General features: G+C 73.7%; 21 protein-coding genes. 18 read left to right on the top strand and 3 right to left on the bottom strand.

The window, feature by feature from the left end:
* Positions 1-24 precede the first annotated feature (24 nt).
* Positions 25-1,713, bottom strand: a complete 1,689-nt coding sequence (pgi, locus tag CELGI_RS11350) for a glucose-6-phosphate isomerase (RefSeq protein WP_013884265.1) — start codon at positions 1,711-1,713, stop codon at positions 25-27.
* 338 nt (positions 1,714-2,051) lie between these two features.
* Between pgi and CELGI_RS11345 the strand changes: the two genes are divergently transcribed.
* The 9 genes from CELGI_RS11345 (at position 2,052) to CELGI_RS17380 (ending at position 11,093) form a co-directional block, all read left to right on the top strand.
* Entirely contained in the window at positions 2,052-3,218 is a 1,167-nt protein-coding gene (locus CELGI_RS11345; RefSeq protein WP_013884264.1) for an ROK family transcriptional regulator, read from the top strand.
* A 94-nt stretch (positions 3,219-3,312) separates the two neighbouring features.
* Entirely contained in the window at positions 3,313-4,641 is a 1,329-nt protein-coding gene (locus CELGI_RS11340; protein ID WP_041574677.1) for a sugar ABC transporter substrate-binding protein, read from the top strand.
* Between the two features lie 157 nt (positions 4,642-4,798).
* The gene (locus CELGI_RS11335) at positions 4,799-5,773 is read left to right on the top strand and encodes a carbohydrate ABC transporter permease (RefSeq protein ID WP_013884262.1); all 975 of its coding nucleotides are present in this window, start codon (positions 4,799-4,801) and stop codon (positions 5,771-5,773) included.
* Positions 5,770-6,684, top strand: coding sequence for a carbohydrate ABC transporter permease (locus CELGI_RS11330; RefSeq protein ID WP_013884261.1), 915 nt, complete (start codon positions 5,770-5,772; stop codon positions 6,682-6,684). Before CELGI_RS11335 ends, CELGI_RS11330 begins: the two co-directional genes overlap by 4 nt.
* A 14-nt stretch (positions 6,685-6,698) precedes the next feature.
* On the top strand, positions 6,699-7,661 hold the full coding sequence (locus CELGI_RS11325; protein ID WP_013884260.1) for an ROK family protein: 963 nt from the start codon (positions 6,699-6,701) through the stop codon (positions 7,659-7,661).
* A complete protein-coding gene (gene nagB, locus CELGI_RS11320) occupies positions 7,661-8,443 on the top strand; it encodes a glucosamine-6-phosphate deaminase (protein ID WP_013884259.1) in 783 nt (260 codons plus the stop codon). The genes CELGI_RS11325 and nagB overlap by 1 nt, the downstream gene beginning before the upstream one ends.
* Positions 8,444-8,506: 63 nt before the next feature.
* Positions 8,507-8,890, top strand: a complete 384-nt coding sequence (locus CELGI_RS11315; protein ID WP_013884258.1) for a DUF3039 domain-containing protein — start codon at positions 8,507-8,509, stop codon at positions 8,888-8,890.
* Entirely contained in the window at positions 8,887-10,695 is a 1,809-nt protein-coding gene (locus CELGI_RS11310) for a DEAD/DEAH box helicase (protein WP_013884257.1), read from the top strand. Before CELGI_RS11315 ends, CELGI_RS11310 begins: the two co-directional genes overlap by 4 nt.
* A gap of 251 nt (positions 10,696-10,946) precedes the next feature.
* Entirely contained in the window at positions 10,947-11,093 is a 147-nt protein-coding gene (locus CELGI_RS17380; RefSeq protein ID WP_013884256.1) for a hypothetical protein, read from the top strand.
* A gap of 107 nt (positions 11,094-11,200) precedes the next feature.
* Here CELGI_RS17380 and CELGI_RS11305 read toward each other — a convergent pair whose 3' ends face one another.
* Positions 11,201-12,586 carry a nicotinate phosphoribosyltransferase gene (locus CELGI_RS11305; RefSeq protein ID WP_013884255.1) on the bottom strand — a complete coding sequence of 462 codons (1,386 nt, stop codon included), beginning with the start codon at positions 12,584-12,586 and terminating at the stop codon, positions 11,201-11,203.
* 59 nt (positions 12,587-12,645) lie between these two features.
* On the opposite strand from CELGI_RS11305, the gene clpS reads away from it, so the two are divergent.
* The 8 genes from clpS to CELGI_RS11265 all read left to right on the top strand — a co-directional run bounded on the left by clpS (position 12,646) and on the right by CELGI_RS11265 (position 19,659).
* On the top strand, positions 12,646-12,936 hold the full coding sequence (clpS, locus tag CELGI_RS11300) for an ATP-dependent Clp protease adapter ClpS (RefSeq protein ID WP_013884254.1): 291 nt from the start codon (positions 12,646-12,648) through the stop codon (positions 12,934-12,936).
* Entirely contained in the window at positions 12,936-13,673 is a 738-nt protein-coding gene (locus tag CELGI_RS11295; protein ID WP_013884253.1) for a DUF2017 family protein, read from the top strand. The genes clpS and CELGI_RS11295 overlap by 1 nt, the downstream gene beginning before the upstream one ends.
* A gap of 114 nt (positions 13,674-13,787) precedes the next feature.
* A complete protein-coding gene (locus CELGI_RS11290) occupies positions 13,788-14,795 on the top strand; it encodes an IS481 family transposase (protein ID WP_013884252.1) in 1,008 nt (335 codons plus the stop codon).
* Between the two features lie 10 nt (positions 14,796-14,805).
* Positions 14,806-15,621, top strand: a complete 816-nt coding sequence (murI, locus tag CELGI_RS11285; RefSeq protein WP_013884251.1) for a glutamate racemase — start codon at positions 14,806-14,808, stop codon at positions 15,619-15,621.
* Positions 15,618-16,403 (top strand): MBL fold metallo-hydrolase, encoded by a 786-nt coding sequence (locus CELGI_RS11280; RefSeq protein WP_013884250.1) that lies wholly within the window; start codon positions 15,618-15,620, stop codon positions 16,401-16,403. The genes murI and CELGI_RS11280 overlap by 4 nt, the downstream gene beginning before the upstream one ends.
* Before the next feature lie 82 nt (positions 16,404-16,485).
* Positions 16,486-17,289, top strand: a complete 804-nt coding sequence (gene rph, locus CELGI_RS11275) for a ribonuclease PH (RefSeq protein ID WP_013884249.1) — start codon at positions 16,486-16,488, stop codon at positions 17,287-17,289.
* On the top strand, positions 17,286-17,927 hold the full coding sequence (gene rdgB, locus CELGI_RS11270; protein ID WP_013884248.1) for an RdgB/HAM1 family non-canonical purine NTP pyrophosphatase: 642 nt from the start codon (positions 17,286-17,288) through the stop codon (positions 17,925-17,927). The genes rph and rdgB overlap by 4 nt, the downstream gene beginning before the upstream one ends.
* Positions 17,920-19,659, top strand: coding sequence for an ABC-F family ATP-binding cassette domain-containing protein (locus CELGI_RS11265; protein WP_013884247.1), 1,740 nt, complete (start codon positions 17,920-17,922; stop codon positions 19,657-19,659). The genes rdgB and CELGI_RS11265 overlap by 8 nt, the downstream gene beginning before the upstream one ends.
* A gap of 7 nt (positions 19,660-19,666) precedes the next feature.
* Here the strand turns inward: CELGI_RS11265 and CELGI_RS11260 are convergent, their stop codons facing one another.
* Positions 19,667-20,221 carry an NUDIX hydrolase family protein gene (locus tag CELGI_RS11260; protein WP_013884246.1) on the bottom strand — a complete coding sequence of 185 codons (555 nt, stop codon included), beginning with the start codon at positions 20,219-20,221 and terminating at the stop codon, positions 19,667-19,669.
* A gap of 145 nt (positions 20,222-20,366) precedes the next feature.
* Here CELGI_RS11260 and trxA point away from each other — a divergent pair, with 145 nt between their 5' ends.
* Complete coding sequence (gene trxA, locus CELGI_RS11255; RefSeq protein WP_013884245.1) at positions 20,367-20,732, top strand: thioredoxin; 366 nt, start codon at positions 20,367-20,369, stop codon at positions 20,730-20,732.
* The last annotated feature ends 95 nt before the right edge of the window (positions 20,733-20,827 follow it).

Here is a 20,827-nt window from a genome sequence, read left to right as displayed (position 1 = left end):
GCGCCGCCACCCGCCGGTCCGGCGTCAGGAGCGCAGTGCCAGGTAGGTGGAGATGAGGGACCGCGTCGACGGGTCCTGCGCGGCGAGCGCGTCGGCGTCGCCCACCACGGCGGGCGCGATCTCCATGGCGAGCTTCTTGCCCAGCTCGACGCCCCACTGGTCGAACGAGTCGATGCCCCAGACCACGCCCTGGACGAACGTGATGTGCTCGTACAGCGCGATGAGCTGACCCAGCACGGACGGCGTGAGCGACGCGGCGAGGATCGACGTCGTCGGCCGGTTCCCGGAGAACACGCGCGCCGGCACGATCTCCTCGGCGGTGCCCTCGGCCCGCACCTCGTCCGCGGTCTTGCCGAACGCGAGCGCCTTGGTCTGCGCGAAGTAGTTCGCCAGGAACAGCGCGTGCACGTCCGCGTCGCCGTCGCGCAGCGGGTGCGCGGGGTTGGCGACCGCGATGAAGTCGGCCGGGATGAGCCGCGTGCCCTGGTGGATCAGCTGGTAGAACGCGTGCTGCCCGTTGGTGCCGGGCTCGCCCCAGAACACCTCACCGGTCTGCGTGGTCACGGGCGTGCCGTCCCAGCGGACCGACTTGCCGTTCGACTCCATGGTGAGCTGCTGCAGGTACGCCGGGAAGCGGTGCAGGTACTGCGCGTAGGGGAGCACCGCGTGCGTGTGCGCGCCCAGGAAGTTGACGTACCAGACGTTGAGCAGGCCCATCAGGACGGGCACGTTCTGCGCGAACGGCGTGGTGGCCACGTGCTGGTCCACGGCGTGGAAGCCCGCCAGGAAGTCACGGAAGCCGTCCGGACCGATCGCGATCGCGAGCGACGTGCCGATCACCGAGTCCACGGAGTACCGGCCACCGACCCAGTCCCAGAACCCGAACGCGTTGGCGGGGTCGATGCCGAACGCCGCGACCTTGTCGAGCGCCGTGGACACCGCGACGAAGTGCTGCGCGACCGCGGCCGTGCGCGCGTCGTCGGAGTCCTCGAGGACGCCCGCCGCGGCGAGCTCGGTCCACAGCCACTCGCGCGCCAGGCGTGCGTTCGTCAGCGTCTCGAGCGTGCCGAACGTCTTGGAGGCGACGATGAACAGCGTCGTCGTCGGGTCCAGGCCCTTGACCTTCTCGGCCAGGTCGGTGGGGTCGATGTTGGAGACGAAGCGCACCTCCAGGCCGTCCTGCACGTACGGCTTCAAGGCCTCGTACGCCATGACGGGGCCCAGGTCCGAGCCGCCGATGCCGATGTTGACGACCGTGCGCACGCGCTCACCCGTCACACCCGTCCACTCGCCCGAGCGCACGCGGTCCGCGAACGCGTACATCTTGGCGAGCTCGGCCTGCACGTCGGCGTCCACGTCCTGCCCGTCGACGACGAGCCGGGGCTCGGCACCCGCGGGCCGGCGCAGCGCCGTGTGCAGGACCGCGCGGTCCTCCGTGACGTTGATGTGCTCACCCGTGAGCTGCGCCTGCAGCCGGTCGGCGAGGCCGACCTCGTCCGCGAGGCGCACCAGCAGCGCGAGCGTCTCGTCGGTCACGAGGTTCTTGGACAGGTCGACGTGCAGGTCGGCGAGCTGCAGCGTGAGGCGCTGCGCGCGCGCCGGGTCCGCCTCGAACCAGCCGCGCAGGTCCGGCGTCAGGGTCGACTCGTGCGCGGACAGGTCCTGCCACGCACTCGTCGCGGTGGCGTCGATGGGGCCGGTGGAGCTGGTCACGGTGGTTCCCTCCGAGATGTGCTGGGGTGGCCCGGGGAGGCGGACGGCGAACCGGGACGGCTGCGGTGCGCGCGGGCCCTCCCAACCTAGTGCGACGCGACGCCGCCCCGCACAGGACACCCCTGGGACCCCCACCCGCCCACCCGCCGACCTGGTAGTTGTCCGCCAGTTCGGCGAGTGGGTGGTGACCCCGGGCGACCCCACCGGCCGACCTGGTAGTTGTCCGCCAGTTCGGCGAGTGGGGGCGCGTTCCGGGGGTGTGAACGGGGGGTCACGATGTGATCACGGTCACGATCGATGCTTGACACGGGATTAGTAAGGAACGTCTACTAACAAACGTGTCGACGACCACCCGCCCCGGGAACCGCGCCGGACGCGCCCTGCGGCCCACCGCCAAGGCGCTGCCGAAGCACACGCGCGTGCACAACCGGTCGCTCGTCCTGGCGCACCTGTTCCACACCGGCCCGTCGTCCCGGGCGGACATCGCCCGCTCCACGGGCCTGACGCGCGTGACCGTCTCCGGCCTGGTCGCGGACCTCCAGGAGGAGGGGCTGGTCGAGGACCTGGGCGTGCGGGTGGAGGGCAAGGTCGGCAAGCCCGCGACGCTCGTGCAGATGCGCACCGAGTCGTTCCAGGTGGTCGCGGTCGACCTGACCGACGACACGACGATGCACGGTGCCACGCTCACGCTCGTCGGCGACGTCGCCGCACGGCGTGAGGTGCCGATCGACGGACGCTCGGGCGACGCCGCGCTCGCGGCGCTCGAGGAGCTGTGCCGCGCGCTGCTCGCCGCCGCGGTCCGGCCCGTGATCGGCATCGGCATCGCGTCGCCGGGCGTCATCACCACCGACGGCCACGTGGTGCAGGCGCCGAACCGCGGCTGGTACGACCTGCCGCTCGCGGCGACGCTCAGCGAGCGCCTGGGCGTCCCGGTGCACGTCGCCAACGACGCCAACACGCGCGCGCTGGGTGAGTTCACGTTCGGCACCGCGTCGGGCGACGGGTCGCTGGTGCTGACGGTGGGCGAGGGCGTGGGCGCGGGCATCGTGGTGGACGGCGCGCTCGTCGTCGGCCGCAACGACGCGGCGGGTGAGCTCGGCCACCTGACGGTCGTCGACGAGTCCACACCCGGTGAGGTCCCCGCGCAGTGCGCGTGCGGCCGCGCGGGCTGCCTGGAGACCGTGCTGAGCGTGCCGGCGCTGCGCCGCCGCATCGCCGGTCTGCCCCCCGAGGAGTCCGACGCCGCGCTGGCGTCGGTCGGACGGCTGCTGGGCATCGCCCTCGCACCCGTCGTCAGTGCGCTCGACCTCGCGGAGGTCCTGCTCTCCGGTCCGCCGGAGCTGCTGGACGGCCCACTGCGCGAGGCGGCGCTGTCCGCAGTCCGGACCCGCACCATGCCCGTGATCGGGCGTGGCCTGTCGGTCCGGATGAGCTCGCTCGACGAGGACGGGGTGCTGTCCGGTGCGGCAGTCCTGGTCCTGTCAGGGCAGCTCGGGGTCACGTGACGACCCCGAGCCGCCCCCTTGCAGGTCGAAGCTCCAACCCGGCGACCGCCGCCCCGGCGTTCGCCTCGCTCTCGGGAGGAACCCCAACGTGAAGATGCTACGGTTCGCGGCTCTCGGCGTGGCGGCGACGCTCGCGCTGACGGCGTGCGGCTCCGGCGACGACAACCCCTCCGACCCCGCGACGAACGGAGGCGGCGGTACCTCGGCCGCCCCCGAGGCCGCGGAGATCACCCTCTGGCTCGCCGGCAGCGACACCAACGCCGACCTCCGGAAGTACCTGGTGGACACGTTCGCCGAGGAGAACCCCGGCTCGACGCTGGTCATCGAGGAGATCGGCTGGGGTGACCTGATCACCAAGCTGACCACCGCCCTGCCCGACGAGGCCAACACGCCCGACGTCGTGGAGATCGGCAACACACAGGCGCCCACGTTCACGACGGTCGGGGCGTTCCGCGACCTGACCCCGCTGTACGAGGAGCTGGGCGGCGACAAGCTGCTCAAGCCGCTCGTCGACGCGGGCACGGTCGACGGCAAGAACTTCGCGCTGCCGTACTACTTCGGCTCGCGCTTCATGTTCTACCGCGCGGACATCTGGAAGGAGGCCGGCGTCGAGGTCCCCACGACGCTCGCCGAGTTCACGGAGGCCGCCAAGAAGCTGACGACGGACAAGCAGTCCGGGTTCGCGATGGGCGGCCAGGACTGGCGCAACGGCATCTCGTGGGTGTTCGCCAACGGCGGCGAGCTCGCGACGGTCGACGGCACCACGTGGACGTCGACGCTCTCGGACCCCAACACCATCAAGGGCCTCGAGCAGTGGCAGGAGATCTACCAGGTCGGCTCGAACCTGCCCTCGACCGCGCGTGACGTGGCGTACTGGGACTTCCTCAACGACGACCCGGACGCCCCGGCGGCCGCGACGATCATGGCGCCCCGGTGGGCGCAGTGGTCGATCGGCGACATGACCGAGAACGACAAGGGCGAGGAGGTCCGCGACGGCATGGCCGACGCGACCAAGTTCGACATCTTCGCCCTGCCGGGCGTGGACGGCGGCGTCGCGCCGGTGTTCGCGGGAGGCTCGGACATCGCGGTGTCCGCGAAGTCGCAGCACCCCGAGCTCGCGGAGAACCTGCTGCGGATCATCTTCTCCGAGGAGTACCAGACGATGCTGGGCGGTGCGGGCCTGGGCCCGGGCAACTCCGACTACGTGTCCTCGCTGGGCGACGACAAGTTCGCGACGACGATGATCGAGACCGCGCAGGCCTCCAAGCAGACCCCGCCCGCACCGGGCTGGGCCGCGATCGAGGGCGCGTCCGTCTACGAGGAGCTGTTCCAGAAGATCGCCGAGGGCGGCGACGTGGCCGAGCTGGCCGCGGAGTACGACGCCAAGCTGACGCCGATGCTCAACGGCGGCGCCGCGGGCTGACGCCCGCTCGCGGGGTGGCCGGACCGCCGGTCCGGCCACCCCGTCCCACCGAACGGCCGTCCGCGGGAGCCTGCCCCCTGCGCCCCCGCGGACGGCACCCTCCGGGGCACCGCCTCGGCACCGACGTCGCGCCGCCCCGGCGCACAGGAGAGACCCCATGCCTCACGACGCTGCCCTCGGCGTGCCCGCGCACCGCGCGGACGCCGACCACGGCGGCCCGACGAGCGCCCCGCCGGCACCGCGCCGACGCCGCGTCCCGGCCGCGCCCTACCTGCTCCTGCTGCCGGCGCTGCTCGCGCTGCTCGCGGGCCTGGCCTACCCCGTGGGCCGGCAGGTGGTGCTGTCGCTGCAGAGGTTCGGCCTCGAGCAGCAGTTCGGTCAGCCGCCCGAGTTCGTCGGCGCCGACAACTTCGTACGGATCTTCACCGACGACAGCCTGTGGTCCGTGGTCCTGCGCTCGATCGTGTTCTGCCTGGTCAACGCGGGCCTGACGGTGCTGATCGGCCTCGGTTTCGCGCTCCTGATGCGCGCGGTGGGCACCGCGGTCCGGATCGTCCTGCAGGTCTGCCTGCTGCTCGCGTGGGCGATGCCGATGGTCGCGGGCGTCACGGTGTTCAAGTGGTTGTTCGACTACCGCACGGGTGTCGTCAACTGGCTCCTGGTCAAGCTCGGGTTCTCCGGCATGGACGGGTTCTCGTGGCTGTCGCAGCCGTTCACGTTCTTCCTCGTCGCGACGCTCGTCATCGTGTGGATGTCCGTGCCGTTCGTCGCGCTCTCCATCTACGCGGGCCTGACGGCCGTCCCCGACGAGGTGCTCGAGGCCTCCCGGATCGACGGCGCGGGCGGGTTCCAGCAGCTCTGGTACATCCTGCTGCCGATGGTGCGGCCCGTGATCTCGATCGTGCTGCTGCTGCAGATCATCTGGGACCTGCGCGTGTTCGCTCAGATCCGGCTCCTGCAGGACGCGGGAGCGCCCGTGTCCGAGACCAACCTGCTGGGCAACTTCATCTACGAGCTGGGCATCAGCAGGCAGGACTTCGGCGGCGCCGCGGCGGTCTCGATCTTCGTGCTCGTCCTGACGGTCACGCTGAGCTGGCCGTACGTCCGCAGCCTCATGAAGGAGGACGCATGAGCACCATCGCCCCCGCCCAGGTCGCACCCGCCGCGGCGCGGGACGCGGTCCGCCGCCCGCACGCGCCGGGTGCCGGGCGCCGGCGGCTGCGCCGGGTCCTGCTGTCGGCGCTCGCACTCGTCGCATCGCTCGTCTGGGTCTTCCCGGTCTACTGGATGATCCTGTCGGCGTTCACGCCGTCGGCCTACCTGCGCTCGAAGGACCCGCAGCTCCTGCCGGTGCACGCGACGTGGGTCAACTTCTCGCGCGTGCTCGAGGGTGACGGGTTCACCACCGCGCTCAGGATGAGCCTGGCGATCACGTCCCTGACCGTCGTCCTGGTGCTGGCGTTCGCGTTCCTCGGGGCGTTGGCGATCAGCCGCTGGAAGTTCCGGGGCCGCAAGTCGTTCGTGCTCGCGGTGCTGTTCATCCAGATGCTCCCGGCCGAGGGGCTGTTCATCGCGCAGTACAAGATGCTCTCGAGCGCGCACCTGCTGGACTCGGTGATCGGCGTGACGGTGCTGTACACCGCGGCGGTCATCCCGTTCACCATCTGGATGCTGCGCGGGTTCGTCGCGGGCGTGCCCGCCGAGCTCGAGGAGGCGGCGATGGTCGACGGGCTGTCCCGTACGCAGGCGTTCCTGCGCATCACGTTCCCGCTGCTGGCGCCCGGGCTCGTCGCGTCGGGGGTGTACGCGTTCCTGCAGGCGTGGAACGAGTTCACGGTCGCGATCGTCGCGCTCCCGTCGCCCGACCGGCAGACGCTACCGCTGTGGTTGCGGGAGTTCCTCACGGCGTCGGTCAACCGCGGCGTCGACTGGGGCCAGGTCATGGCGGCCTCGACGCTGATCGCGCTGCCGGTGATCGTGTTCTTCCTGATCGTGCAGGGCCGGATGACGTCCGGCCTGGTCTCCGGCGCGGTCAAGGGCTGAGGCGGCCCCGGATCATGGACAGGCACAGCACGGCCGACGAGCAGGTCGGCCACACCGTCGGCGTGGACGTCGGCGGCACCAAGACGGCGACGGTCCTGCTGGACGGTGCCGGACGCGTGGTCGCCCAGGACCGGACGCCCACGCGGCACGGGGTCGAGGCCGTCGCGCGCGGCGTCGCCGACGCGGTGCGTCGCGTCCTGCACGACGCGCACGTGCCGGCCGACCGGCTCGTCGGGGTCGGCGTCGGGGTGCCCGGGGTCGTGGACCCCGACGGCGGCTCGGTCGCGAACGCGGTCAACCTCGGCGTGGAGGGCCGCGCACCGCTCGCCGCGCTCGTGTCCGACGCGTTGGGCGGCACCCGGGTGCGGCTCGAGAACGACCTCAACGCCGCCGTGATCGGCGCCGCGCACCACCTCGCCGCATCCGGCGAGGGACGGGTCGACGACCTCGCGTTCGTCGCGCTCGGCACCGGGCTGGCCGCGGGCATCATGCTCGACGGCCGCCTGCGGCGCGGTCCCCACCAGGCCGCGGGCGAGATCGGGCACCTGCGATACGTGCCCGACGGGCTGCCGTGCAAGTGCGGGCAGACCGGCTGCCTCGAGCGGTACGCGTCGGGCTCGGCGATCGACGCCGCGTGGCCGTCGCGCACGGGCCGGCCCGCCCCGGTCGAGCTGTTCGAGGCGGCCGCGGCGGGCGACCCGGACGCCGTGCGCGTGCGGGAGGACTTCGTCGGCGCGGTCGCGGCGGCGGTGCGGGTGCTCGTGCTGACGTGCGACGTCGGCCGGATCGTGATCGGTGGAGGCGTCAGCCAGCTGGGCGCGCCGCTGCTCGACGCGCTCGTCGCGGAGCTCGAGCGGCAGGCCGCCGGCTCGCCGTTCCTGGCCGAGGCGGACCTGCCCGGCCGGCTGCGGCTCGCACCCGCGGGGGTGCCGGTCGGCGCGGTGGGCGCCGGCCTCGTCGGACGGGGAGGCATCTGATGGAGGTCGTGATCGCACCGGGTGCCGAGCTGGCCCGGATCGCGGCCGACGCGGTCGAACGGCTGCTGCGGGCGCGCCCCACGGCGGTGCTCGGCCTGGCGACGGGCTCGAGCCCGCTGGCCGTGTACGACGAGCTCGCGCGGCGGCACACGCGCGACGGGCTGTCGTTCGCACGGGCGCGCGCGTTCATGCTCGACGAGTACGTGGGCCTGCCCGCGGACCACCCGCAGCGCTACCGCAACGTGATCGAGACCGAGTTCGCCTCGCGCGTGGACCTGCCGCCCGGCGCGGTGCTGGGTCCCGACGGGCTCGCGCAGGACCTGGTGGCGGCGTGCGCGGCGTACGAGCACGCGATCGCCGACGCGGGTGGCGTGGACCTGCAGCTGCTCGGCATCGGCACCGACGGCCACGTGGCGTTCAACGAGCCCGGGTCCTCGCTCGCGTCGCGGACCCGCATCAAGACGCTGACCCGCCAGACGCGCGAGGACAACGCGCGGTTCTTCGACGACGACGTCGCGCAGGTCCCCACGCACTGCCTCACGCAGGGCCTGGCGACGATCATGTCCGCGCGGCACCTGGTGCTGCTGGCGCAGGGTCGGGGCAAGGCCGAGGCGGTGCACCAGCTGGTCGAGGGGCCGGTCTCGGCGTTGTGGCCCGCGACCGTGCTGCAGCACCACCCGCACGTCACGGTCCTGGTCGACGACGCGGCCGCGAGCCGGCTGCAGCTGGGCGACTACTACCGCGAGACGTACGCCGCCAAGCCCGCGTGGCAGGGGTTGTGAGGACGTGCGGGCCCGGTGGTCCCACCCGCGGCCGTGTCGGCCGCCCGACGTAGACTTCCCGCCATGAGTGAACCGCAGTTCCCGCCCGCCGGCCCTGACGACCCGTTCGGCTCGGACTCCGGGACGGGGACCAGCGTCCTCGAGCGCACGGAGACCACCGAGCAGGTGGAACCGGGCGACCACGAGCGCTTCGCGCACTACGTGCGCAAGGAGAAGATCACGGAGTCGGCCGTGACGGGTGCGCCCGTCGTCGCGCTGTGCGGCAAGGTCTGGGTGCCGGGCCGCGACCCGAACAAGTTCCCGGTGTGCCCCGTGTGCAAGGAGATCTACGAGGGCCTGCGCCCGCCGCAGGACGGCGGGGACGGCTCGAACGGCTCGGGCGGGGACGCTGGCGGCGGCTCCGGCCGGCGCTGGAGCGGCTTCGGCCGCGGGTCCTCGGGGCGTTGAGCGCCCGGCAGGAGCCGTCCACCACCCACGCGTCCTCGTCTGCGGCATCGCACCTGCCGCCGGCGTTCCCGTCGCGTGCCCCGTGGGGGACGGCCGGCAAGCTGCGCGCGTGGCAGGCCGAGGCGCTCGAGCTGTACCGGGCGCGCGCACCGCGGGACTTCCTCGCGGTCGCCACGCCGGGCGCGGGCAAGACGACGTTCGCGCTGCGCATCGCGGCCGAGCTGCTCGAGTCACGCGTGGTGCGCCGGGTGACCGTGGTCGCCCCGACGGAGCACCTCAAGCGCCAGTGGGCGGATGCGGCCGCGCGGGTCGGGATCCGGCTGGACCCCGCGTTCAGCAACGCACAGGGCAGGCACGGTCACGGGTTCGACGGCGTCGCGGTGACGTACGCGCAGGTGGCCAACAAGCCCGCGCTGCACGCGGCGCGCACCACCGCGGCCCCCACGCTGGTGATCCTGGACGAGGTGCACCACGGCGGCGACGCGCTGTCCTGGGGCGACGGCGTCCGGGAGGCGTTCGAGGGCGCCGCGCGACGGCTCGCGCTGACCGGCACGCCGTTCCGCTCCGACACCGCCGCGATCCCGTTCGTGCAGTACGAGCGGGACGCGCACGGCATCCGCCGCTCACGCGCCGACTACACGTACGGCTACGGAGACGCGCTGCGTGACCACGTCGTCCGTCCGGTGATCTTCCTGTCCTACTCGGGCGCGATGCGCTGGCGCACGCGCACGGGTGACGAGGTCAGCGCGCGCCTGGGGGAGGCGCTGACCAAGGACATGACCGCGCAGGCCTGGCGCACCGCGCTCGACCCGGGCGGCGAGTGGATCCCGGCCGTGCTCGCGGGTGCCGATCGTCGGCTGACCGAGGTGCGGCGCACGGTGCCCGACGCGGGCGCCATGATCATCGCGACCGACCAGAACGACGCGCGCGCGTACGCGGGCCACCTCGCGCGGCTCACGGGCGAGTCGCCGACGGTCGTGCTGTCCGACGAGGAGGGCGCGAGCGACAAGATCGACGAGTTCTCCGCGGGTGACTCGCGCTGGCTCGTCGCGGTCCGCATGGTCTCCGAGGGGGTGGACGTGCCCCGGCTCGCGGTGGGCGTGTACGCGACCAGCACCGCCACGCCGCTGTTCTTCGCGCAGGCCGTCGGCCGGTTCGTGCGCGCGCGCAAGCGGGGCGAGACCGCCTCGGTGTTCCTCCCGTCGGTGCCCCAGCTGCTCGCGCTCGCGGGGTCGATGGAGCTCGAACGGGACCACGCGCTGGACCGGCCGAAGACGGCGGAGGAGGACGGCGCGGGCTACAACCCGGAGGACGCGCTGCTCGCTGCGGCGAACTCCGAGCGGTCGGGCCCGGACGCGGTCGGCCCGGACGGTCTGCAGGGCTCGTTCGAGGCGCTCGAGGCGCAGGCCTCGTTCGACCGCGTCCTGTTCGACGGCGGTGAGTTCGGCACGGGCGCCGAGGTGGGGTCCGACGAGGAGCTCGACTTCCTGGGGCTGCCGGGCCTGTTGGACGCCGACCAGGTCTCCGCGCTGCTGCGGCAGCGTCAGGCCGATCAGCTCAAGGGCCGGCGAACGGTCCGGACCGCACCCGACCTGGCCGAGATGGACCACCGCAAGCAGGCCGAGCTGCGCAAGGAGCTCGCGCAGCTCGTGGGTGCCTGGTCGCGGCGCAGCGGGCAGCCGCACGGCGCGGTGCACGCCGAGCTGCGTCGGCGGTGCGGCGGGCCCGAGGTCGCGCTGGCGGACCCGGCCCAGCTCGGGTCCCGCGTGGAGATGATCCGCGGGTGGTTCGTCGGCCGCAAGTAACCCCGAGCCGGTGGTGAGCGCAAGGCCCGTCTCACGATCCGAGATACCCTGTCGGAGCCGCCGAGGATGAGAAACCGCAGGTCAGCGCGGTGGACGCGTGTCCACATAGCACCGGGGCGTTGCGTCGCAAGTTGTCGTTCGACGTGCCGAGGATCGTCCGGCGGAGCACGGTTGTCCCATACCGGGTGCGGAACGCCGCACCTCGGACCTCGCGAACCGCGGGCCACCGCCCGTGACGAAAGGGGCAGACGATGTCCACCTGGCTCATCCTGATCATCCTCGGTGTGGTGCTGCTGATCCTCGGCCTGGCCGGAATCGCCAAGATCCTCATCTGGATCGGCGTCGCCGTCCTCGTCGTCAGCCTCATCATGTCCCTGCTCGGCCGCCGTCGCGTGTAGCCCTCGGCACCGCACGTCCGGCGGCACTGCACGCCGGCCGTACGCCCGGATCCACGACGCCGGTCCTCGCACCACGCGAGGGCCGGCGTCGTCGCGTCGGCAGCGGGTCAGACCTCCAGCACCAGCGGCACGGTGGGCAGCGCCGCCTCGTCCGCGGACAGCCTGCGGGCGCCGCGCGGGAGCTCGGCGCGGGAGTCGTGGTGACGGCGGGCCGCGGTGCGGACGCCCTGCGCCCCCGTCCAGCGGTCGTCGACCACGCCGTCGGTCACCAACGGGACGTGCAGCGCGCGGAGCGCGCCGTGCTCGTCGTCGGGGCGGCCGTCCGGCGCCCAGGTCCGGACCGCGTCGTCGGGGCCCGTGACGAGCACCTCCTCGACGGCCCGGCCGTCGACCAGGCGCCGCGCCGCGGCCTTGCGTCCCCCGACGCTCGTCTTCGAGCGCGACGCCTTGGCCACGGGGGTCAGCACCCCGTCGGAGCTCTCGCGCGCGACGAGCTTGTAGACCATCCCGCACGTCGGCGCGCCCGACCCGGTCACGAGCGACGTGCCCACGCCGTAGGAGTCCACCGGGGCGACCGCGAGGGCCGCGATCGCGTACTCGTCGAGGTCCGAGGTCACGGTGATGCGGGTGCCGGTGGCCCCCGCGGCGTCCAGCTGCGCGCGGACCTCGTGCGCGAGCGCGCCCAGGTCGCCCGAGTCGAGGCGGACCGCGCCGAGCCCGGTCCCCGCGGCGGCCAGCGCGTGCTCGACACCCGTCCGCACGTCGTACGTGTCCACCAGGAGCGTGGTCCCGGTGCCCGACGCCGCGACCTGCGCGTCGAACGCTGCGCGCTCGTCGTCGTGCAGCAGCGTGAACGCGTGCGCGGCGGTGCCGATGGTCGCCAGCCCGTACCGCCGGCCCGCCTCGAGGTTCGACGTGCCCGCGAAGCCGGCGACCGCAGCGGCGCGTGCGGCCGCCACACCCGCCCACTCGTGCGCGCGGCGTGAGCCCATCTCGAGGCACGGCCGGTCGACGGCCGCGCTGGTCATGCGGGACGCGGCCGATGCCACGGCGGAGTCGTAGTTGAGCACCGAGAGCACGAACGTCTCGAGCAGGACGGCCTCGGCGAACGTGCCCTCGACCACCAGGACCGGCGAGCTGGGGAAGAACACCTCGCCCTCGGCGTAGCCCACCATCGAGCCCGTGAACCGGTAGTCCGCCAGGAAGGTCAGCGTGGCGTCGTCCACCACGCGCTCGTCGGCCAGCCAGTCGAGCTCGGCGCGGCCGAACCGGAAGCGCGTGAGCTCCTCGAGCACGCGGCCCGTGCCCGCCACCACGCCGTACCGGCGCCCCGCGGGCAGCCGACGGGTGAACACCTCGAACACGCAACGGCGGTGCGCGGTCCCGTCGCGCAGCGCAGCCTGCAGCATCGTCAGCTCGTAGCGGTCGGTCAGCAGCGCGGGCGAGGGCGCGTGCGCGGCCCGGGCGTCCCACGGTTCGGACGGCGTGGTCATGCGCACACGGTAGGCCGAAGCGGACGTACCCGGCGCTCCCTAGAGTTGTCGCCGTGAGCATGTCCGTGCCCCAGCTCGACGAGGTCGTCGAGGCCGACGCGCAGTCCTCCGTCGACGACCCGTGGGTCACGATCGTCTGGAACGACCCGGTGAACCTCATGACCTACGTGACCTACGTGTTCGAGACGTACTTCGGGCACCCGCACGACGTGGCCGCGCAGCTCATGCGTCAGGTGCATCAGGACGGTCGGGCCGTGGTCTCGCGCGGCACGCTCGAGGCCATGGAGGTCGACGTGCAGGCGATGCACGGCTTCGGGCTGTGGGCCACGCTGCAGCGCAGCGGCGCCTGATGCGCGGTTTCGTCGCCCGGCAGGGCCAGTACGTCGCACGCCTGGACGCCGGCGAGCGGGACGTCCTCGCGGGCATCGCGTCCGACGTGGGCGTGATGCTGGGCGCGGTGCCGTTCCGCCGTGCCGCCCGTGCCGCTGCGCAGGCCGCCGAGAGCGCGGGCACGCGCGACGGAGGGACCGTCGGGCACGACAGCACCGCGGCCTCGTCCGCCGGGGCGGCAGGTGCGGACGGGCTCCCGACGAGCGGCTGGCCCTGGGAGCAGGAGATCGAGCCGCCGCAGGACCCCGCGGTGCGTCGGCTGCTGCCCGACGGGTCGCTCGACGCCGAGCAGGCCGCCGAGTTCCGGCGGCTGACCGAGCCGGACCTGCGTGCGCGCAAGGTCGAGGGCCTGCGCACGTGGTGGTCCGCGCTGCGCACCCCGGGCGGCCGCTCGGGCGACGCGGTCGCGGTCACCGCCGCCGAGGCACCCGCCGTGGCCGCCGCGCTCACCGACATCCGCCTGGTGCTCGCGGACCGGCTGGGCGTCGTGACCGACGAGGACGCCGACCGGCTGTACGACGAGCTCGCGCTGGACCCGGGCGACGACCGCGCCGCGCAGGTGCGGCACGCGTTCGTCGGGATCTACGCGGTGCTGTCCGAGCTGCAGGAGACGCTCGTCGGGGCCATGCTCGCCGACGCGCGGGCGCGGGGGACGTCACACCGGCGTCCCGGGGGTGGCCCGCCGGCGTCCGGCTAGGTGTTGTGGCTCATGAGGTTGGTGACGCGGCTGGGGGTGTGAGGGAGGGGTAGGCCCCCGGCGGCAGGATGGAAGTGCGACCAACCAACTGCTGCGCGAAGGACCTACCCCTCGATGAGCCACGCTAACGCCCCGTTCACCCCCGAAGGGCGGCTGCGGCTCGTGCGCCGCTGCGCCCACCGACCGATCGCTCACGTCGCTGCCGAGGCGGGCATCTCTCGGCAGTGCCTGTCGAAGTGGAAGGCCCGGTTCGACGAGTTGGGCGAGGTCGGGCTGGCCGACCGGGCGAGTGTCCCTCACGCGTCCCCGACCCAGCTCGAGCCCGACCTGGTCGCGTTGATCGAGACGTGGCGCCGGGAGCACAAGTGGTCGGCCCGGGCGATCCACCTCGAGCTGGTCCGCCGCGGGCACCAGGTCTCGGTCGCGACCGTCGGGCGGTGGCTGGTCCGCCTGGGCATCAGCCGGCGCCGCGACATCGACCCCGACGGGTCGATGAACCGCACCGCGGGCCGCATCACCGCCCGCTACCCCGGTCACATGGTCCATCTGGACGTCAAGAAGGTCGGGCGCATCCCCGATGGCGGCGGCTGGCGCGCTCACGGGCGCGGCTCAGCGGCGGACAAGGCCGCCCAGCGGGCCAAGACCAAGGGCGCCCGCGCCGGCTACGTCTACCTGCACTCCGCCGTCGACGGCTTCTCCCGACTGGCCTACACCGAGCACCTGCCCGACGAGAAGGCAGCGACCACGATCGGGTTCTTCTGCCGGGCACGGGCGTTCTTCGCCGCCCACGGCATCAACCGGCTGGTCCGGGTGGTCACCGACAACGGCGCGAACTACACCGCCAAGGCGTTCACCCGGACGGTGACCGCGTTCGCCTCGCGTCACCAGCGGATCCGTCCGCACACTCCCCGGCACAACGGCAAGGTCGAGAGATACAACCGGATCCTGGCCGAGGAACTCCTCTACGCCCGCATCTGGACCTCCGAGGCCGAGCGGGCCGCAGCGATCAAGATCTGGAACGTCCACTACAACTACCATCGCTGCCACACCGCCGCCGGCAACCAGCCCCCGGCCTCACGCCTCCACGCAGGCGTCACCAACCTCATGAGCCGGAACAGCTAGGCTCGCACCCGTGAACGACGCCCCCATCGGCATCTTCGACTCCGGCGTCGGGGGTCTGACGGTCGCGCGCGCGATCCTCGACCAGCTCCCGAACGAGTCCACCGTGTACATCGGCGACACGCAGAACACGCCGTACGGCACCAAGCCGCTGGCCGCGGTGCGGGCGTTCGCGCTCGAGGTCATGGACGACCTGGTGGACGCGGGTGTCAAGGCGCTGGTGATCGCGTGCAACACCGCGTCGTCGGCCATGCTGCGCGACGCGCGCGAGCGGTACACGCTGCGCCGCGGGATCCCGGTGGTCGAGGTGATCCTGCCCGCGGCGCGCCGCGCGGTGGCCGCGACCCGGACGGGGCGGATCGGCGTGATCGCGACCCGTTCCACGATCGACTCGCTCGCGTACGACGACGCGCTCGCGGTCGCCCCCGGGGTCAGCCTCGTCACGCAGGCGTGCCCGCGGTTCGTCGAGCTCGTCGAGGCGGGTGTGACCTCGGGTCCCGAGGTGCTCGCGGTCGCGCACGAGTACCTGGACCCGGTGCGTGAGTCCGGCGTCGACACGCTCGTGCTCGGGTGCACGCACTACCCGCTGCTCACGGGCGCCATCAGCTACGTCATGGGCGAGCAGGTCACGCTCGTCTCGAGCGCGGAGGAGACCGCCAAGGACGTCTACCGCACGCTCGTCGCGCACGGGCTCGAGCGCTCGACGCTCGCGGGCCCGCCGCAGCACCGGTTCCTGGCCACGGGCGACCCGCACTCGTTCCGCACGCTCGCGCGGCGCTTCCTGGGCCCCGAGGTCGAGCAGGTCGAGCCCGCCGGGGCGCTGCGATGAGGCTCACCGTGCTGGGCTGCGCGGGCTCGTACCCGTCGCGCGACGCCGCGGCGTCGTCGTACCTGGTGCAGGCGAGCGACGCCGCGGGCCGCACGTGGAACGTGCTGCTGGACCTGGGCAACGGTGCGCTCAGCCCGCTGCAGCGGTACGGGGACCCCACAGCCCTCGACGCGATCGCGGTCTCGCACCTGCACTCCGACCACGTCGCCGACCTGGTGGTCCTCAACGTGCTGCGGCGCTACCGGCCGGACGGACCCTTGCCGCCGGTCGACGTGTGGGGGCCGCCCGGGACGGCCGAGCGGATCGCCGAGATGGCCGGCAAGGACCCGGCCACCGAGGTCGACGGGCAGTTCCGGTTCCGCACGTGGGAGCCCGGCGCCCGCGTGACCGTCGGCCCGCTGACGCTCGAGCCCGTCCCGGTCGACCACCCCGTCCCGGCGTTCGGCGTGCGCGTGCACGGCCCGGCGGAGGACGACGCGACGCGCACCGTCACGCTCGCCTACACGGGCGACACCGACGAGTGCCCCGGCCTCGACGCGCTCGCCGCGTCCGACCTGCTGCTGTGCGAGGCGGGCTTCCGTGACGTGCACGACGACGACGTGCGCGGCATCCACCTGACGGGTGCGCGCGCAGGTGCTGCCGCCGCGCGCGGCGGCGCGGGCCGGCTGGTCCTCACGCACCTGAGCGCGTGGGCCGATCCCGCGGACGTCGTCGCGCGTGCCGCGCAGTCGTTCGCCGGACCGATCGACGTGGCCCGGCCCGGGGCGACGTACACGCTCTGAGGCGTACCCGGGTCGTCGCCGGGTCGTCGCCGGGTCGTGGCCGGTGCCGCCGGCCCGCGGCGCGCTCGTTAGGCTCCTGGGCATGTCTGCCACCTCTCCGACCCCCGCACCCGCGACCTCGGCCCGCCCGGACGGCCGGGCCGCCGACGAGCTGCGGCCCGTCACGATCACGCGGCGCTTCCTGAGCGCGGGCGAGGGCAGCGTCCTCGTCGAGTTCGGCGACACCAAGGTGCTGTGCGTCGCGTCGTTCACCGAGGGCGTCCCGCGGTGGCGCAAGGGTTCGGGCCAGGGCTGGGTGACCGCGGAGTACGCGATGCTGCCCCGCGCGACGAACAGCCGGTCCGACCGCGAGTCGGTGCGCGGCAAGGTCGGCGGCCGCACGCACGAGATCTCGCGGCTGATCGGCCGCTCGCTGCGCGCGATCATCGACGTGAGCGCGCTCGGGGAGAACACCCTGGTGCTCGACTGCGACGTGCTGCAGGCCGACGGCGGGACGCGGACCGCGGCGATCACGGGTGCGTACGTCGCGCTCGCGGACGCGGTCGCGTGGGCGCAGGAGCGCGGCATCGTCGCGCCCGGGCGTCAGGTGCTGCGTGACTCGGTCGCCGCGGTGAGCGTCGGCATCGTCGACGGTGTCCCGGTCCTCGACCTGCCGTACGTCGAGGACGTGCGGGCCGAGACGGACATGAACGTCGTGGTCACGGGTTCGGGCGCGTTCGTCGAGGTGCAGGGCACCGCCGAGGCCGCCCCGTTCGTCCGCGCGGAGCTCGACGCGCTGCTCGACCTGGCGCTCGCGGGCACGTCGCAGCTCGCCGCGCTCCAGGCGGCCGTGCTGGCCGCACCCGCGGCCGACGGCTCGGCGACCCGGTCGGCGGGGCGCGCATGAGCGTGCCCGACGCCGCCCGCCTGGTGCTCGCCACGCACAACGCGCACAAGGTCGGTGAGCTGCGCGCGATCCTCGCGCCGCTGCTGCCCGGCCTCGAGCCGTCGGCCGTGGTGGGCGCGCGGGACGTGGGTGCCCCCGAGCCGGTCGAGGACGGCGTGACGTTCGAGGAGAACGCGCTGCTCAAGGCGCGTGCGCTCGCGGCCTTCACGGGTCTGCCCGCGATCGCCGACGACTCCGGGCTCGCGGTCGACGTGCTGGGCGGGGCGCCCGGCATCTTCTCGGCACGCTGGGCGGGCCGGCACGGCGACGACGCCGCCAACCTCGAGCTGCTGCTCGCGCAGCTCGCGGACATCCGTGACCCGCACCGCGGTGCGCGGTTCGTGTGCGCGGCCGCGCTCGTCACGCCCGACGGGTTCGAGCACGTCGAGACCGGAGCCCTCGTCGGCACGCTCGCGCTCGCGCCGCGCGGCGCCGGCGGGTTCGGCTACGACCCGGTGCTGGTCCCCACGGGCGGGTCGCGCACGTGCGCGGAGCTCTCGCCCGACGAGAAGAACGCGATCAGCCACCGTGGCCAGGCGTTCCGCGCGCTCGGCCCCGTGGTCGCGGACCTGCTGTCCGGGCAGGGCGCCGGTGGCTGACGCCACCCGCCCTGACGCCGCGCGCGGCACGGTGCACCTGGTCGCCGACGCGGTCTCGTTCGGCTACCCCGACCGGCCGGTGCTGGACGCGCTGGACCTGACGGTCGCCGCGGGTGAGCGGCTCGGCCTCGTGGGGGAGAACGGCGCGGGCAAGACGACGCTGCTGCGCGTGCTCGCGGGCGAGCTCGTCCCCTCGTCGGGCTCCGTGCGGCGCTCCGGCTCGTTGGCGGTGGTGGACCAGGAGCTCGTCGTCGCACCCGGGGACACCGTGGGCACGCTCGTCGCCGCGACGGGCGCGACCGTGCGGGCCGCGGCGGCCGAGCTCGAGGCGACGATCGCGGCGTTCGACCACGAGCGCGGCGACCTCGCGGCGCTCACGGCCGCGATGGCCCGGTACGAGCAGCTCGCGGCATGGGACGTGGACCGCAGGGTCGACGAGGCGCTCACGCGGTTCGGTGCACCGCGCGACCCGGAGCGGCGGCTGGACGCGCTGAGCGTGGGGGAGCGGTACCGCGTGCGGCTCGCGTGCCGGATCGGCGAGCGTGCGGACGTGCTGCTGCTCGACGAGCCGACGAACCACCTGGATGCCGCCGGCATCGACTACCTCACGCCGCTGCTGCGCGAGTGGGCCGGTGCCGTGGTGATCGTGACGCACGACCGGCGGCTGCTGGACGACGTGATGACCGCGATCCTCGACCTGGACCCGGCCATGGACGGCCGCCCCGCGCTGTACGGTGCGACGCGGTACGCCGACTACCGGTTCGCCAAGAACCAGATGCTGCGGCGCTGGCAGGTGCGCTACCGGCAGGAGCGCAAGCGTGCGCTGCAGCTCGCGCAGCGGCTCGACGCGTCCTACGAGGGCCTGTCCGACGCGTGGCGCCCGCCCAAGGGGTCGCAGGGCCACCGCAGGGCCACGCGCGCGCGGATCCACGTCAAGGCCGCCGACCGGCTGGTGCAGCAGCTCGAGGCGCGCGCGGTGGCCGTGCCCGTCCCGCCGCCCACGCTGACGTTCCCGGACCTGCCGAGCCTGCCGCGGCGCGCGTCCACGGGTGCGGATCCCGACCGTCCGCTGGACCCCGACGCCGATCGCGCCGCCGCGCACGCGGGTCCGCTGCTCGAGCTGCGCGCGCCGCGCGTGGCCGGCCCGCACGGGCCCCGGCTGGACCTGCCGGGCCGCCGCCTGGAGGTGGCGCCCGCATCGCGCCTGCTCGTCGTCGGCCCCAACGGGTCGGGCAAGTCCACGCTGCTCGCGGCGCTCGCGGGCACGCTGCCCCTGGACCGGGGGAGCCGGACGATCGCCCCGGGTGTGCGGCTGGGCGTGCTCGCGCAGGAGGGGCCCACCGAGCACGCCGCACGTCGGCCCGACGGTGACGGCGGCCCGACCGCGTTCGACGCGTACGCACGGCACGCGCTCGACCTGCTCGACCAGGGCCTGCTCGACCCCGACCAGCTGGTGCCCGTCGCCGCCCTGGGCCTGCTCTCGGAGGAGGACCTCGACCGGCCGGTGCGCGAGCTCTCGGTGGGGCAGCGGCGCCGGTTCGACCTCGCGTGCGCGCTGCTCGCGGCGCCGCACGTGCTGGTGCTCGACGAACCGACGAACCACCTGTCGGTGGGTCTGGTCGACGAGCTCACCGACGCGCTGCGCGGGACGTCCGCCGCGGTCGTCGTCGCGACGCACGACCGTCGCATGCGGGCCGACCTGGCCGACTGGCCGGTGCTCGACCTGGCGTGACGCGAGCTCAGGCCAAGCGCCCCACGTGGGCCATCGCCTGACGCAGCAGCACGCCCTGGCCGCCGTTCATCTCCACCTGCACCTGCTCGGCGCACGCCTCCTCGGGCGTGAGCCACGCCAGGTCGATCGCGTCGTGCTGCGGGCGGCAGTCACCCAGCACGGGCACGACGTACGCGAGCGAGACCGCGTGCTGACGCGGGTCGTGGTACGGCGTGACGCCGGGCGTGGGGAAGTACTCCGCGACCGTGAAGGGCTGTGGCGCCGCGGGGATCTGCGGCAGCGCGACCGGCCCGAGGTCCTTCTCGATGTGCCGGACCAGCGCGTCACGGACGCGCTCGTGGTACATCACGCGGCCCGAGACGAGCGCGCGGGACATGACGCCCTCGCGCGTGACGCGCAGCAGCAGGCCCACGGCGATCACGTCACCCGAGTCGTCGACGCGTACGGGCACGGCGTCCACGTAGACCAGCGGGAGCAGTCCGCGCAGGCGCGTGATCTCGTCGGGCGGGAGCCAGCCTGCGGGGCGCTCGGGGTCGGTGGGGAAGTCGGCCGTCTCGGTCACCGTGCCGTTCTACCCCGACGAGCCCGCCCGCGCCGCCAGGCGCGCTCGCGGGGGCCCGTCGGGATGCCCATGGCCCGCGCGGCGGGAATAGTCGGATGCGGCACGACGCTCCAAGCAGGCGGACCCCGAGACGAAGGAGGCCCCGATGGCCACCACCACGCTGACCGCCGAGACGATCGGTCAGACCATCAAGGACAACGAGATCGTGCTCGTCGACTTCTGGGCCGACTGGTGCGGCCCGTGCAAGCGGTTCGGGCCGGTGTTCGAGGCGTCCTCGGACACGCACCCGGACGTGGTGCACGCGAAGGTCGACACCGAGGCCGAGCAGGCGCTCGCCGCCGAGCTGCAGATCTTCTCGATCCCCACGCTGATGGCGTTCCGCGACGGCATCCTGGTGTTCAACCAGGCCGGCGCGCTGCCCGGCCCCGCGCTCGAGCAGGTGGTCCAGGCCGTCAAGGATCTCGACATGGACGAGGTCCGCGCCAAGATCGCCGCGACGCCCCAGGCCTGACCCACCCACCCACCCCCACCCGCCGAGCTGGCGGACAACCACCAGTTCGCAGCCATCCCCGGCCGAGCTGGCGGTTAGCTACCAGTTCGGCGCCC

The sequence above is a fragment of the Cellulomonas gilvus ATCC 13127 genome, assembly GCF_000218545.1.
GTDB classification, from domain to species: Bacteria; Actinomycetota; Actinomycetes; order Actinomycetales; family Cellulomonadaceae; genus Cellulomonas; species Cellulomonas gilvus.
Note: the sequence above shows the minus strand (reverse complement) of the source record. Positions and strands in the feature narration are given on the sequence as shown.

Excerpts from the sequence above, each read along its gene's own strand:
- CELGI_RS11295 (WP_013884253.1), top strand. The coding sequence starts at position 12,936 with ATGCGCGGTTTCGTCGCCCGGCAGGGCCAGTACGTCGCACGCCTGGAC.
- CELGI_RS11290 (WP_013884252.1), top strand. The coding sequence starts at position 13,788 with ATGAGCCACGCTAACGCCCCGTTCACCCCCGAAGGGCGGCTGCGGCTC.
- trxA (WP_013884245.1), top strand. The coding sequence starts at position 20,367 with ATGGCCACCACCACGCTGACCGCCGAGACGATCGGTCAGACCATCAAG.
- clpS (WP_013884254.1), top strand. The coding sequence starts at position 12,646 with ATGTCCGTGCCCCAGCTCGACGAGGTCGTCGAGGCCGACGCGCAGTCC.
- CELGI_RS11305 (WP_013884255.1), bottom strand. The coding sequence starts at position 12,586 with ATGACCACGCCGTCCGAACCGTGGGACGCCCGGGCCGCGCACGCGCCC.
- CELGI_RS11325 (WP_013884260.1), top strand. The coding sequence starts at position 6,699 with ATGGACAGGCACAGCACGGCCGACGAGCAGGTCGGCCACACCGTCGGC.
- CELGI_RS11315 (WP_013884258.1), top strand. The coding sequence starts at position 8,507 with ATGAGTGAACCGCAGTTCCCGCCCGCCGGCCCTGACGACCCGTTCGGC.
- CELGI_RS11280 (WP_013884250.1), top strand. The coding sequence starts at position 15,618 with ATGAGGCTCACCGTGCTGGGCTGCGCGGGCTCGTACCCGTCGCGCGAC.
- CELGI_RS11340 (WP_041574677.1), top strand. The coding sequence starts at position 3,313 with ATGCTACGGTTCGCGGCTCTCGGCGTGGCGGCGACGCTCGCGCTGACG.
- CELGI_RS11335 (WP_013884262.1), top strand. The coding sequence starts at position 4,799 with ATGCCTCACGACGCTGCCCTCGGCGTGCCCGCGCACCGCGCGGACGCC.
- rdgB (WP_013884248.1), top strand. The coding sequence starts at position 17,286 with ATGAGCGTGCCCGACGCCGCCCGCCTGGTGCTCGCCACGCACAACGCG.
- CELGI_RS11330 (WP_013884261.1), top strand. The coding sequence starts at position 5,770 with ATGAGCACCATCGCCCCCGCCCAGGTCGCACCCGCCGCGGCGCGGGAC.
- CELGI_RS17380 (WP_013884256.1), top strand. The coding sequence starts at position 10,947 with ATGTCCACCTGGCTCATCCTGATCATCCTCGGTGTGGTGCTGCTGATC.
- rph (WP_013884249.1), top strand. The coding sequence starts at position 16,486 with ATGTCTGCCACCTCTCCGACCCCCGCACCCGCGACCTCGGCCCGCCCG.
- nagB (WP_013884259.1), top strand. The coding sequence starts at position 7,661 with ATGGAGGTCGTGATCGCACCGGGTGCCGAGCTGGCCCGGATCGCGGCC.